General features: G+C 56.3%; 11 protein-coding genes. 2 read left to right on the forward strand and 9 right to left on the reverse strand.

Features of this window, described 5'->3' with window-relative positions:
- Positions 1-1,299 carry a hypothetical protein gene (locus tag KZ498_RS13060; protein WP_312619359.1) on the forward strand — a complete coding sequence of 433 codons (1,299 nt, stop codon included), beginning with the start codon at positions 1-3 and terminating at the stop codon, positions 1,297-1,299.
- 51 nt (positions 1,300-1,350) lie between these two features.
- On the opposite strand, the gene KZ498_RS13065 is transcribed toward KZ498_RS13060, so the two are convergent.
- From KZ498_RS13065 to KZ498_RS13090, 6 genes are all read right to left on the reverse strand, one after another.
- Positions 1,351-2,610, reverse strand: coding sequence for a hypothetical protein (locus tag KZ498_RS13065; RefSeq protein WP_312619361.1), 1,260 nt, complete (start codon positions 2,608-2,610; stop codon positions 1,351-1,353).
- Between the two features lie 12 nt (positions 2,611-2,622).
- Positions 2,623-4,839 (reverse strand): carbohydrate-binding domain-containing protein, encoded by a 2,217-nt coding sequence (locus KZ498_RS13070; RefSeq protein WP_312619362.1) that lies wholly within the window; start codon positions 4,837-4,839, stop codon positions 2,623-2,625.
- Between the two features lie 302 nt (positions 4,840-5,141).
- Positions 5,142-6,056, reverse strand: coding sequence for a hypothetical protein (locus KZ498_RS13075; protein ID WP_312619363.1), 915 nt, complete (start codon positions 6,054-6,056; stop codon positions 5,142-5,144).
- Positions 6,057-6,317: 261 nt separating this feature from the next.
- Positions 6,318-6,887 (reverse strand): hypothetical protein, encoded by a 570-nt coding sequence (locus KZ498_RS13080; RefSeq protein ID WP_312619364.1) that lies wholly within the window; start codon positions 6,885-6,887, stop codon positions 6,318-6,320.
- Positions 6,874-8,379: a lipopolysaccharide biosynthesis protein gene (locus tag KZ498_RS13085; protein WP_312619365.1), complete on the reverse strand. Its 1,506-nt coding sequence runs from the start codon at positions 8,377-8,379 to the stop codon at positions 6,874-6,876. Before KZ498_RS13085 ends, KZ498_RS13080 begins: the two co-directional genes overlap by 14 nt.
- Positions 8,380-8,618: 239 nt before the next feature.
- The gene (locus tag KZ498_RS13090; RefSeq protein ID WP_312619366.1) at positions 8,619-9,755 is read right to left on the reverse strand and encodes a Gfo/Idh/MocA family oxidoreductase; all 1,137 of its coding nucleotides are present in this window, start codon (positions 9,753-9,755) and stop codon (positions 8,619-8,621) included.
- Between the two features lie 503 nt (positions 9,756-10,258).
- On the opposite strand from KZ498_RS13090, the gene KZ498_RS13095 reads away from it, so the two are divergent.
- Positions 10,259-10,432 (forward strand): hypothetical protein, encoded by a 174-nt coding sequence (locus tag KZ498_RS13095; protein ID WP_312619368.1) that lies wholly within the window; start codon positions 10,259-10,261, stop codon positions 10,430-10,432.
- Between the two features lie 113 nt (positions 10,433-10,545).
- Here KZ498_RS13095 and KZ498_RS13100 read toward each other — a convergent pair whose 3' ends face one another.
- From KZ498_RS13100 to aglF, 3 genes are all read right to left on the reverse strand, one after another.
- Positions 10,546-11,355 (reverse strand): glycosyltransferase, encoded by an 810-nt coding sequence (locus KZ498_RS13100; RefSeq protein ID WP_312619369.1) that lies wholly within the window; start codon positions 11,353-11,355, stop codon positions 10,546-10,548.
- A gap of 521 nt (positions 11,356-11,876) precedes the next feature.
- Entirely contained in the window at positions 11,877-12,461 is a 585-nt protein-coding gene (locus tag KZ498_RS24695; protein WP_396276125.1) for a metal-dependent hydrolase, read from the reverse strand.
- Positions 12,461-13,240: a UTP--glucose-1-phosphate uridylyltransferase AglF gene (aglF, locus tag KZ498_RS13105; RefSeq protein WP_312619370.1), complete on the reverse strand. Its 780-nt coding sequence runs from the start codon at positions 13,238-13,240 to the stop codon at positions 12,461-12,463. Before aglF ends, KZ498_RS24695 begins: the two co-directional genes overlap by 1 nt.
- Positions 13,241-13,273: the final 33 nt, after the last annotated feature.

Raw genomic sequence — 13,273 nt, forward strand, 5'->3', positions numbered from 1 at the left:
ATGGCCGAGGACACCGCGAACCACAAGTACCAACGTCCGGACCGCGGGACACAGGACTGGCATGTTCCGCTCAACGAGAACTTCGCTCGCATCGACACCGACGTCGAAATCAAAGACACTGCCGAGAACTTGGATGATTACGAACCGAAAGCCGGAGCGCGGTTCCTCGCGACTGATTCGCGACGCATCTTCATGGGCGATGGCGAGCAGTGGCAGGCGTTCGGGAGTGTCGCAGGCAGTGCATCGGCGGTTGCCCTCGATGAAACCGAGGACACGGCGACCCGAATGAGCGATGGGACCTACGTCGCCGAACCCGGACAGTTGCAATCGGTGATCGACGCTGCTTCGTCGGGGTCGGAGTTCGGACAGAACCCCGCACGAACGGTAACAATGGTTTCCGGAACGAGATACGAGATTTCCGAACCGATAACGGTTCAAGGCGGTGTCCGCCTCGAGTGTAACGGGGCCAAGGTCGTCCCTGACGGGGACTTCAACGTCTTCGAACTCGGCCGAGACGCCCAGCTCATCGACCCGTTCGTCGACACCCGGGGAATGAGTTTCAGTTCGGTACAGGTCGTCGTCGGTTACGAGGGGGCAGACAAACTGGACACGACGAACCGCGCCTGGGTGCAAGACGCCTACCTGTTCAGCGACCCTGGAAGCGGTATCGGTGTCCAGTTCCGCGGCGGGTCGAAGCCGTGTTCGATGCAGGTCGTGAGCGGAACGCTCAACGGCTTCGACAGGGCCATAGAGTTCTACGCCACCGGTGACAATACCGGGGGGCAAGGTGACTGGAGCAACGGGAATCAGTTCTGGGGGCGGATTCAGGATTTCCGCATCGGTATCAGCATGCGTTCCGAAGGGGCGGCAGTGAGCGGGAACACCGTTCGAGTTCAGGCCCAGTCTGATCCCAATGTGTCCGAGTGGCTCTGGCGGATGGACCGGGACCCACGGGACTCACGGAATGACGACAACTACGTGATGAACGGAAACACTGTCATCGCACACCCCTGGGACGTTTCGGCCTACGAATCCAACAACGACTACTACGCAAACGGGGACCGTGGGGCGCCGTTCTGGTTTATCGGTCGGGGGAAACGATACGGTAATTCATTGATCGATCTCAGCGGCGTCCGCGGAAATCAGTATCTGGTGAACAACTCCGACAATCCCGAACGGAACGGCATCTTCACGGCTCACGGCGGCTTCGTCGTCGGAACGTCGGATTTCAAGGTGGATCCGGCGTACCAGCAAAACAACAGTCGAAACTGGCACTACGACTCAGAAAACGGTAACTGACGTTCGTTGCGGCATGCCTCTGCCCTGCCCGCTTGCCGACTGCGAAGGGCGTCAGTTTACGGAGTCATCGTGCCAGTTCCGACGGCCGCTGTTCTCTTCGTAAGCCGGCGGGTGTGAGAACTGGGTCGTTCCGGTGACTTTTCCACCGTGATAGGTGAAGATACCGTTTCGGTTCGGGTAATCGGAGTTGTTGACGATGTACTCGTTCCCGAGCATCCCTGACTGGTCGACCATGGAGTTCCCGTAGTTTTTGCCTTTGCCGAGATACCAGATTGGTGCCCGACGGTCATCGCTGTCGTTGTAGCTGTTGTGCTCCATGTACATGCTGTTGTCCCAGGGGTACACCAACATCGTGTTGCTACCGATGACGTAGGAGTTGTCACCGCGCTCGCTCTCCGACCGGGGGTCGTCCTGCATGTACCAGAGCCACTCGCTCACGTCGTCTGCGGGCTGGGCCATGAGGTGGAAGACGTTCCCGCTCACTGCCGCCCCTTCGGAGCGGTGCATCACACCGACGCGGTAGTTCGTGATGGTGCCGTAGAACCGGTTGCCGTTGGACCAGTCGCCCTGCCCGGACGTGTCTCCACCGCTGGCGTAACAGTCGATCGCGATGTCGAACCCGGAGATGTTCCCGGTGGCGACCTGCATTGAACACGGTCTGGACCCCCCGCGGAACTGGAGGCCGACACCTTCGCCCTTGTCGCCCATGAGATAGGCGTCTTCCACGGTAGCACGGTTTGCGGGCTCGATTTTGTCGGCCCCCTGGGCGCCAACGACGACCTGTGTGGCGTCCCAACTAACCGGACGGGTGTCGATGAACGGGTCGATGAGTTGCGTCCCGCGATACATCTCGATGACGTTGAAGTCCCCGTCCGGAACGATTCGGGCACCGTTACACTCGAGACGGACGTTCCGTCTCAGTTCGATGGTGTCTGACGGGAAGTAGTTCTCACCGGAGACGAGCTTCACAGTCCGGCTCGGACCCTGTGCCCAGGTGTGTGACTTGGACGCCTGGTCGATTACGGACTGTACTTCGCCCGGCGGTGCGATGAGCGAGCCGTCGTCGGCTTCGGAAACTGAATCGTCGGCTGCACTGAGGCTCCCGACGCGGTTCCAGTTGCTGCCGTCCCCGATGTACACCGTGCCGGTGTCGGTTGCGAGGAACTTCGAACCTGTCTTTGGTTCGTACTGGCCGATGTTGGACTCGGCGTCACGAAGCTCGACGTGATTGTCGAGTTTTTCGAAGTTTTCGTTAACTGGTACGTGCCAATCGAGCGTGCCCTCTGCGGGTGTGTTGTATCGTTCTGCCATCGTTCTATGGTGTTACTGGGTACCCCCGTACCCGCCCATTCCGTAGCCTTCGCTGCCGAAGTCGTCACTGCCTGATTCGGTCGGTGTTTCCGTTTCGGTAGGCGTCTCCGTTTCTGTCGGTGTCGCCGTTTCGGTAGGCGTCTCCGTTTCCGTTGGCGTTGCCGTTTCCGTCGGCGTCGCTGTTTCCGTCGGTGTTGCCGTTTCCGTTTCTGTCGGCGCTTCGGTCGCTTCGCGGAATTGGAACCAGTTGACATCGATGCCGGAACCGACGGCCTTGATCTGGATGACCTGTTCGCCACTGGAGTCGACCGTCACGCCAGAGAGCGTTGTCGTCTCCCAGGTCGTCCAGCCACCCGTGTTCGGCACATCGACCGTTCCGATCTGCTCACCGTCAAGCGACACCTGCAGCTTTCTGTCGGTTCGCGTCGTCGCGACACGGACGTCGATGTCGTACGTTCCGGCCGGCACCTCCGCGGTGTATTCGAGCCACTCGCCGTCCTCGAAGTAGCCGATGTTGTACTCTCCGGAGACGTCCTGGGTCTGTCGGATGTCGACGTCGGAGTCTCGGTAGCCGAGATCGTACTCGCTGCCGGCGGTGGTATCGTGGTACGACACTCCCTCACCGCCGAGGTCGTACTCCTGTGCCTGAATTCGGCCCGGAAGCGTCGGAACGTCGTTGAACGGCTGGTTGCCGGTGTCGACGACGGTGAACTCGGCCCAGTTGAAGTCGATACCGGAGCCGACCGCTTCGACGCGGAGGACCCGCTGTCCGTCCGCATCGATGGTCACGTCCTCTAACGTCGCGGTCTCCCACGTCGTCCACCCGCCCGTGTTGGGTACGTCTACAGTTCCAAGCTCTCGGTCACCGAGATAGAATCGGAGCTGTCTATCGTCTCGTGTTGTTGCAACACGGACTTTGAGGTCGTACTGTCCAGGCGATACGTCGGCCGAGTATTCGAGCCACTCGCCGTCTTGGAAGTAGCCGATGTTGTACCCGCCGGAGACGTCCTGGGTCTGTCGGATGTCGACGTCAGTGTCGCGGTACCCGGTGTCGTACTCGCTTCCGGTGGTGGTATCGTGGTATGCCACTCCTTCGCCACCGGTGTCGTAGTCCTCTGCCTCGATACGTCCAGGAATCGTCGCTGGAGTACCGTCGTAGGGCTTCTGTGCGTCGACTCTGTCGAACTCGATCCAATTGAATTCCACGCCGGAGTCCAGTGCCTCGACCCGAAGCGTGGATTGCTGATCGGACTCGAGTTCGACGTCCTCCACCGTCGCGGTTTCCCACGAGGTCCAGTCGCCCGTGTTGGGAACGGTGACGGTTGCGAGAGTGCGGTCCCCGAGAGACAGTTCGAGCTGTCCGCCGGAGAGCGCAGACGCGACTCGGACCCTGATATCGTACGTCCCCGGAGAGACAGCGGCTGTGTACTCCAGCCACTCTCCGGCCTGGAAGTAACCGATGTTGTACTTTCCGGACTCGTCCTCCGTTGGCCGGATATCGACGTCAGTATCGCGGTTTGTGGAACCGAAGATGTTCCCACTCGACGTGTCATGATACGCCTCACCTTCGCCACCGATGTCGAAGTCCTGGGCCTGGATACGGCCCGGGATTGATCTGACGGTCCCCTCGTACGGAGACTGGGACTTTGTCGTGCTGTCCGTCAAGATGTTCAGTGCGTAATCGCCACCGCTTCGACTAACGTCCATGACCTGGAGGTAGTGCGTGCCACTAGATGAGAGCGATTCCGGGAGATACACCGGGGCACTCGAACTCGCGTACGCCTGGGAAAGCAACTCACCGTCGGGATTGAACACCCCAAGGGCAGTGGCACCTGTGTCGGTATCAGGCGTGAACTTGACTGTCACGTCCTCACTGTCAGGCCTGAACGCAAAGAGATCAGACGACCCCGGAGACAGTGTCGTCGAGAGCGGAGAATCGATGCTGAGGCTGCTGACCGAATTCAACATACTGGTGTCGTCCGCTACCTTTGGCACGTCGACCGCAGTGAGCTGCGTCGTGACTGCAGGCTCACCGCCATATCCGAATTTTGCTGCCGATTCTCCCGTGGTAGGACCACCTTTACCTGCACAACCTGCCAGGGAGGCAGCGGCGACGCCTGCTATTTTCATGCACGTGCGGCGGTCTACGACGGTTTTTCCCGTCTTACTGTGTTCGTCTCCCGACACCTCGTCAGTGTCGTGCGAACGATTCTGTCCTTTGTTGGTCACACTCCGGTAGTCCCGATTTACTATTTTATTCGTTGTTACAAATTGAGTCTCGTTTGATTATCTTGGCATCCAGACACTTCTTCTTGCATACCACAATTTCAAGATAATTATTACTGAAAATGACAAACAGACAACCGAAATCCCGTCCAGTACGATAGTATTACTGTACACACCAGAAATTAAGGTAGCATTATAAGCTGCATACCCTACGTTCTCACCGTTGGTTGATTCGGTCTGTCTGCTCCTCAGCGAGGCTCAGACTCCAGGTTCTGTTCCGACGACGTCGCGATCTACAGATCAAGTCAGTCTACGTAGCCGAGATGCTCAAGACGTTCCCGGGCAGTTTCCTCGTCTCTATCGATACTGTCTGAATGGTCGGGATTCTCAGCAATGATCTCCGGGCGGTCGCCGTTCTCGTATGTTAGCCACGGAACCGTGACCAGCCCTTCGGAGTACACTCCCCTCGGGTGACCGTACTCCCGGATCGGTACTGGGAAACCCCGTTCACCGATAACCTGACCGTGGTCCGCTGTAACTACCGTTTTCCCCGAAAACTCGCCAAAGAGCCGCTCGACTTCGGGAAGCACAACGTCGAGATTCTCTTTGAACGCACGCTCGACGACTGCGTCGGAGACCTCTAGCTCCCCACTGAGGAGTTTGTACCACTCGAAGTCAAGCCGGTCCAGGTCGAAATGTTCCTGTCCGGTCGGACCGAGGAACGGGTAGTGCGGCTGGAGGTAGTGGACCAGCAATCGCTTGTTGGGATACCGGTCCTTTGCTTGAATGGCGGCTTCGGTCATGGTCTCAGGGAGGACTGTTCGATACTCTTCGTTCCACCCGTCTTCCTTCCAGACGTTGACGATATCGTGGAACTGTGTCTCAATTTTGCTCCGGTGTCTGTGCAGCATTGGGCTCCCCGTTATATACACCGTGTCGAGGAATTCCCGCCCGTGAAAATTCGCTTCGAGGAATTCTTCCGTGGCCGATGCTCTCGACTCCACCGACTCGAGCGTGCCCGGAAGTGAACTCTGCTCTTTGAACATGTCGTAGCGACACGCATCCAAAATAAGGAGGTGGTCCCAATCTCTGGCAAAAATGTCGACACCGTCCCGGTTGTACGGCCACGTCCGTAGCCGGCGGTGGTAGAGCCGGTTGACTTCCTGCAAAATTTTATGTGGGTTATCGAGTCCGTGTTTCAACGACTCCAGCGTGTACATCTCTGATTGATTGGACCGCTGGCATACATATAATTAAACCCCTACAAACTGCACTTATTTATCAAGGCAGACTCTCGTCGGTAATTCACCATTCGGCCACACAGTGTTGGGCTTGTGTATCGGCACCGATTTAACAGTATTTCAATACCCTGACTGTCACAACTCTACCGACCATCCGACAGCGATAGAGTATCCCCGGCCAATGTCGCCCACCTCTCAGGTTATGCCACTGAAATTGCTAATAGTCGGTTCCGTGCGCTGCTATCTGTCCGATGTCGGGTCTTCGACACCGACACGACACCGGCGCTGGAGGGACTCTTCTTCGCCAGCACGACATGAAAGCGAAATAATGGTGTCTCGATCCAGAAGGGACGTCTGGAACGAAATGTGATCACCGACGGCGAGGCCACTGTAGAGGGCTCTTGATGTCGAATACTCTATCGTCCCGGTTCGACCAAAGACGTCGACTCCGTCGTCGTGGTGATTGATTGTTGTCTGGAACTGTATGGAATCGTACGTCTCCCGGAGGGTGTTTGCAGTCTCGGCCGAGATGTCTCCCGGTGACCGTCCAAGCAAATCCTCGTGTTGGGATGAGACAGTCGTTTGGTCGCCCGTGTTAACGACGATCTCGGTCGTTTCTTCGCCGGCAATACCGAGGAAACGCTTTCGAACGACCTCCCCTTGATTGACGAGCAACAACCAATCCAACCAGCGCCCACCCTGTAACAGCGGCAGGACGCCGGCAAGTACTGTCCGTCGCTTCATCGCTGGCTCCTCATCCGTCCGGTGGTTTGCTGGATTATCTGTCTCATTTTGATCACGCGAGCGCATCGAAGATAGATTCGAGGTTCTGTTTCACTTCCCAATCGAAACTGAACATGAGTGCCAGGGCCAGGGCCACGTAGACCCCGATACCCACGAGTACCAACAGGATAAACTCCAGTAGCGGTGCATTGAGCGTCACTGTCTGATACATGTAGGTCACCGCAGCGGCCATCCCGAGACTTGCCACGAGTGGATACGATACCTCTCTGAGGACCCGAATCGGGGACGCCTCGACTGTCCGGGCGATGAGATAGACGTCTATCGGCATCATCGGGAAGATGTAGACCCCAGTAATGAGAGCCGAGGTACCTTCGATGCCATACATCATCGTGACCGGGTAGATAAATATAGCAATAAGAATCACACGTACAGCAGAGAGCTTTGCAATGTAATCAGGCCGCCCGACCGCCTTCCAAACGGGGCCCATCGTCGCCCCCATCGAGCGCAACAGACCGTAAATAGCTAACAACTGCATCACCGGTATCATGGGCCGCCACTCGGGGGTGAAAAACGTCTCGACGAACGCGGGTGCGACAGCCGCGATTCCCATCGCCGCCGGGAAGGAAGCCAGCGTGGTCATCCTGAGTGTCTGGAAGTATCCCGATCGAAGCTTCTCTACGTCGTTCTGCACCTTCGAATATGCCGAGAACGTCACACTAGAGATGGTATGCGTGATTTCGGTCGCTGGCGCATTCGAGAGTCGATAGGCGAGCTGGTAAAATCCAAGTGCACTCGCCATGAGTGCCCAGCCGACGAACGCGTCGTCCCCCCTGCTGTACAGGAAATACAGGATCGAGTTGGCCGTGACCCACTTCCCGAAACTGAAGCGCTTTTTCGCGACATCGAGGTTGAACGAGGGCCACGGACGGTATCCGTCCGCCAGGTACGAGACGACGAATCGGGCTACGTCGCCGGCGATGTATCCGATAGCCAGTGCATAGACGGTCGGGTCATAGAGGGCCAAGCCCACAGTGACCGTGAAGTACGCGACTGCGCCGCTTACTCTGTACACGAACTCCTTGTGGAAATCAAGACTCTTCTGGAAATATACGACTGCAGGATTCCGCAACCCGACTATTAACGGTGAAAGTGCGATGACCCGAAACAGATCAGTCGCCGACGGCTCGTTGAAAACCGACGCGATGAACGGGGCACCTAGGAACAGTATCACGGCGATCACCGTTCCCCTGGTGGTTTCAATCGTCCAGGCGGTGTTGAGCTCGTCGTCTACGTTGTCCTCCTCGGCCTGTATCAGGGCGGATTTGATCCCCAGTTCGGAGAACTTCTTGAGCGACGAGAGCGTTAACAGTGCGATTCCCATCAGCCCGAACGCACGCGGAGACAAGAGTGAAGCGACGATGACGAGCAACAGTAGCTCTAATCCCCGTTCCGTGACGTTCATCATGCCGACCCAAACGCCACTCTTCACAGCCTGCTCCATGACGTTTTCACTGGCCGGGAGCAGTCGCTTAATGAGCCGTTTCAGTTTGTCTAGCATCGTCCTCCGTACTCTCCAGGGTGTGTCTGATGACCCACACCACCAGGCGGATTACCGGATCCCAGCGTGGTCCACCGACTACATACTCTGTATTGCTGTTCCTGCATTGACTGTCTGTTGCTACATACTTCGGATACCATCTGTTTGTTATGGGCGCTGTAAACTGTAACGCAGCCGAATTGTCAGGGTGGGGACTGATACTCTTTTACAGTGTGTAACTGGTCGAGGTGAACTGCGACCTATTGACTGTCAGCAGTGAGCACTTGCCCGCTTTCGACCATCGACTCCAGTGGGTTGTCGTCGATCTCCAGCGGGAAATCGACACGGCCACATCTACGTGCGGACTCCCAGCAACCGAATATCAGCTCCGTTGCCTGCAGCGCGTTGTCGGCTGAAAGCTCGGGTTCGCGTCCCGTCGCAAGTGCGTCGACGGTGTCCTCTATTGCTCGGTCGATGTAGGTCTCGGGCCTGGCGTTTTCGACAGACGCACCCGGTATTCGGGCACTGAGCTTCTGTTTTGCGGCATCGAAAATCGTCTCTCTGGGCCCGTGTACGTCTTCTCCGCTCGTGTCGATTGTCTTCCACTTTTTGCCGGTTCGAACCCGTAGCGGTACCTCACCACCGATTTCGATCAGCCCGTCCGACCCGAGCAACCGCATCTGACAATCGACAATCCCTCCATCTCCCGTCGAAGCGAGCCCGTTGACCCCGTTCGTGTACCGCCACTGTGCGATGGCCTGGTTTTCGTTGTGGGCACCGAACTGCACGTTCTCTTCGCTGTACTCGATACCAGCCATTACCCACTTCGACATCGCCTGGTCAGTGAAGTACCCACAGAGGTCAAACAGGTGCGAACCGTAATCAAATAGATTCTTTCCACCGAGTTCGATTCGCTCCAAGGAGCCGATTTTACCGTCTTCCAGCAGTGACTTGGCCTTCCGAAACGGCCTTCCGAACCGGCGCTGGTGGTTGAACGTGAGTTGGATGCCGGCCCGCTCACAGGCAGACGCCATCTTCTGACAGTCCTCCCATCTCGTCGCCATCGGTTTCTCGCAGTGGATGGCGTCCATCACTCCGCTCTCAGCACATGTCATCACGACAGGCGCGTGAATGTGAGGCGGAACGCAGATACTGACAATATCAGGCTCGACGGCATCGAGCATCTTCTCGGTGTCCGTGTAGACGTTCCCGTCCGGGATGTCCCATCGTTTACCGAAGTTTTTCGCGTTCTCCGGAATTACGTCGGAACAGGCGGTGAGTTCACACGAGTCCAACCGTCTGTACGCGCCAGCGTGCCTGTATGCCATTGCGAACCCGTCGGTATCCGGGTCGTCCGGATCGGCACCGGTCCCAATGACTGCGACAGTGTAGGTCATCGATGGAAGGTGGGAGAGTAGCCTCAATAGTAGTAACCTCGTACTGATTCACCCAGGCTGTTTCCACCGGCACGCTGCTGTTTCAGTGCTGTCGCAGCAATCAGAATAATCGTCTAACACACTTCGTACAAAGAGGTGTAAGCGGCTATCTGTCGTAATTTTAGTCCACACCCGCGATATTAAATGACTCTTAACCACCACAGTCGGACAACTAGAAGACGATCCAGGTATCTGTCTCTCTGTTGGCTAATCACCCTCGTACCTTAATTGAAAAACCGTGGCCTGTCGTACCAGTTCCCCACTCAATGCGGGACACGTCTCTGAGTCAGGCAGGAGGTCCCGCATCTGTCCGGAACAGAGATCGGGTTCTTGAAGCGGCGTACACGACGGTATGACCTGTCTACTAAAACGCTCTCCGTCTCTGGGTTATTGATAACGATGAATCGAGACAGTTGTCAACGAAGCGGAGCCACTGTAGCGAGGGACACTGCGGCACTGTATTGATGTCTACAGACGACGAGACCCAGTCGTCGGAGTCGGAGCAGGCGACCCGACGGACCGTTTTAGCTCTCATCGCGACCGCACTCTCGTTTGGGGTTGCCGTGCTCTTGGAACGGGAGGTCTTCTATCGTGGTTACGGTGAGGACGGGTACGGTGAACAGGGCTTTGGCGGCTAACTCTGAGGGCCTTCTCCCCAACACTGTCTCCTCAGAAGGAATGGACGCAAATCACGACGCCGGTAGCTGTGCGATTGGTAACACTCTATACAGCGAACAGATCCGAACCTGAGCTAGTCAAATAGCTCTGGAGGCGATTCGGTTCTTCGACCGATATCCGGAATCTCACCTACATCTTCTCCGCGCTGGGTGCCTTCAAGCAATCCCCGAATACGTCCGACTGTCTTTGCAACGGTACTGCCCGCTTCTGTAACAGTCGCTACTGGCGTTCTCCTGATGTAATTCAGCGGGTCGAGCGCCTCACAGACGATATTCTCGAGCTGAACCGCCCGCGAGATGTCACACTTCGACCAGTAGTATGGACTCTTGGTTTCGAGTTTATACTGTTTCTTCCAGTACTCCGTAATAGACGACGCGTACGGGTGTTCGACAACGAGCTCGGGGTCGTACCGAATATTAAATCCACTTCTGACTCGCCTCGCGAGTTCTTTTTCTTCGTGGCCCCACCCCATCTGTTCGTCCCAGCCTCCGACCGTCTCGAAAACTCTCCTGTGAACGCCCATATTACACCCCCAAAAGCGGTTGACGTAGCAAGGGTCCTCGCCCCAGTCGTAGTGGTTGGTGAAATGGCGGGCGAATACATCATCGAATGGATGGATAGTTCGACCGGCGTATGCCGCTTCTCTTTCGAGGACCTCGTTGGCTCTTCGAAGATAACCCGGCCGCGGTCGAGAATCGTCATCGAGGAAAATGAGCTTGTCTGTAGACGCCCGTCTAATTCCCTCATTTCGTGCTCGTGTCACCGGGCTCTCATCACACACGATCACCTCGTAGTCGTCGAACCCGTGACTTTCGAGGCAACGTATCGTTTCGATTTCGTCCCGCGACTTCAGTGTCGCGATAATAACGCTGACCGATACCATGCAATTCTTTCTACGGAGGTAATGTCTCTTTCAAGATATTAGTATACATATCTTGCCATGAGTAGGCAACGCATTCATGTGTTTAGCCTAAGCCGCCACGGTCGAAATTACTGCCTGCACCCACGAAACGACCGCGTAGACGAACACCACGAACCCACCCATAGAAACCCATCGCAGCCGCTTGTGATTTTTCGGTCGGACACCATCCGGGTTACTGAGTTCGACTGCAAACAGAAAGCCTGCGTAGCTGAGCAGGTAGTACAATAGTGGGTTCCAGAGACCGATCGCTACCATGCCTCCCAATGTCGCCGAAAGCCAGACGATGAAGACCCCAATGAACTGTCGAGCCCAAGCAGCGCACATAGCCTACTAATATACACCTCCCTGCTTTGTTATGCTACTAGTATAGTAGCCATTGGAAATCGCTACACACCCGATCGCACGACTGCAATGCGATCGGTTTGTCCCCCGTTTCAATTGATACTATAGCTCGCGGTCTGTGAAGGCGACGTGGATACCACCTACAGCGGCAGCCACCGTGTCGGTAACTGCCCACGGACAACCTTCCAGCCGGGCGCTCCGTCCACGAACCAAAGGAACACTGCCACTGAGAGAAGCAGTATTTCGAAGCCGACGAACCATACTGCATTTGGGTCCGCTAGTAACTCTCGATACGAACCGAAATAGTGCCGTACGTTCGCGAGAAACCCGCCATACGTGTCCGATTGTAGGGGAGCGACTGGCCAGAGAAAAACCCTGTACGTGGGTGACGACCCAGACGTGATTGTCCCGTATACCGCATCTTGTGGTAAATGGAGAAGGTAGCCAACACCGAAGCCTGTCCCGACGCCCGGATAGTCCCAGTAACGGCAGACAAGTAGTATTGTAAGCGATAGCGGCACTGCAATAAACACCGAATGAGCGACTGACACCCCCGATGGGAACACGTGAAAGTACCAGCCAGCAGGTTTATCGACGAGATCGGGGAACAGGGCACCAACAAGAAGCGCGTAACTTTCTGTTGGGGACGGTGCCCGACGTCGACTTCCACGTACTGCGATCGAGTACGCTATATAGCTAACAGACAGGTGCTCCCAGGGCCACATCAGTCGTCATCCGTCGTGGAGGGTTCTACCGACTGGGGGTTCCCGCCGTCGGGGGTTGGAGTAGGTTGTTCTTCTGAAAGCCGCTGCTCTGCAGCATCTCGGTCTTCAGGATACCCAACGTCGATACGCCACCCGTCGAGACGAACAGCGTCGATTGTTCTCCCGCTGTCCATCAGTAAGTCGATCGCATCGCTGAGTTCGTATTCGCCGCGGTCAGAGGGCTGCACCAGGCTACATGCTTTGAATATAGCCGGTGAAAACGTGTAAAAGCCGGTCATGACCAGGTTCGACGGGGGATCATCGGGTTTCTCGACCACGTTGACTATCTCACCGTATTTATTCGTCACACAAACGCCGTATCTGGACGCTTCGTCTTCCGGAACCTCCTCAACCAGGAACGCACAGTCGACACGTTGCTCTCGTTGTCGTTGCACGACAGTATCGAGGTTCCCCCGAAACACGTTGTCTCCCAGCATCAACATAAAGTCGTCCTCGATTTCTGGTTCCGCCTGCAACAGCGCGTGTGCGAGCCCAGCAGTTTCTTCCTGATGGACATATGTTATGGGGACACCATTGTACGAGTTACCGTAATAATCGATAATCTGTTCGCTCCGGTAACCGACGACGATAACAAACTCGTCCGCATCGAGCGAGACGAGCTCGTCAAGACAATGTGTCAGAAGCGGTTGTCCATCTATGTCAACTAACGCTTTCGGGAGGTCATCAGTTAGTGGTCGAAGGCGTGTTCCCCTCCCTGCCGCGAGAACTACTGCTTTCATCACTCAAACGCATCCCCAGATACCTCATTGTAA

Source organism: Haloarcula sp. 1CSR25-25 (assembly GCF_032027985.1).
Lineage (GTDB): Archaea > Halobacteriota > Halobacteria > Halobacteriales > Haloarculaceae > Haloarcula.

What these genes read in the sequence shown, in the direction of transcription:
- KZ498_RS13065 (WP_312619361.1), bottom strand. Translation starts at nt 2,610, where the DNA reads ATGGCAGAACGATACAACACACCCGCAGAGGGCACGCTCGATTGGCAC.
- KZ498_RS13060 (WP_312619359.1), top strand. Translation starts at nt 1, where the DNA reads ATGGCCGAGGACACCGCGAACCACAAGTACCAACGTCCGGACCGCGGG.
- KZ498_RS13100 (WP_312619369.1), bottom strand. Translation starts at nt 11,355, where the DNA reads ATGGTATCGGTCAGCGTTATTATCGCGACACTGAAGTCGCGGGACGAA.
- KZ498_RS13095 (WP_312619368.1), top strand. Translation starts at nt 10,259, where the DNA reads ATGTCTACAGACGACGAGACCCAGTCGTCGGAGTCGGAGCAGGCGACC.
- KZ498_RS13090 (WP_312619366.1), bottom strand. Translation starts at nt 9,755, where the DNA reads ATGACCTACACTGTCGCAGTCATTGGGACCGGTGCCGATCCGGACGAC.
- KZ498_RS24695 (WP_396276125.1), bottom strand. Translation starts at nt 12,461, where the DNA reads ATGTGGCCCTGGGAGCACCTGTCTGTTAGCTATATAGCGTACTCGATC.
- KZ498_RS13080 (WP_312619364.1), bottom strand. Translation starts at nt 6,887, where the DNA reads ATGCGCTCGCGTGATCAAAATGAGACAGATAATCCAGCAAACCACCGG.
- KZ498_RS13085 (WP_312619365.1), bottom strand. Translation starts at nt 8,379, where the DNA reads ATGCTAGACAAACTGAAACGGCTCATTAAGCGACTGCTCCCGGCCAGT.
- aglF (WP_312619370.1), bottom strand. Translation starts at nt 13,240, where the DNA reads ATGAAAGCAGTAGTTCTCGCGGCAGGGAGGGGAACACGCCTTCGACCA.
- KZ498_RS13075 (WP_312619363.1), bottom strand. Translation starts at nt 6,056, where the DNA reads ATGTACACGCTGGAGTCGTTGAAACACGGACTCGATAACCCACATAAA.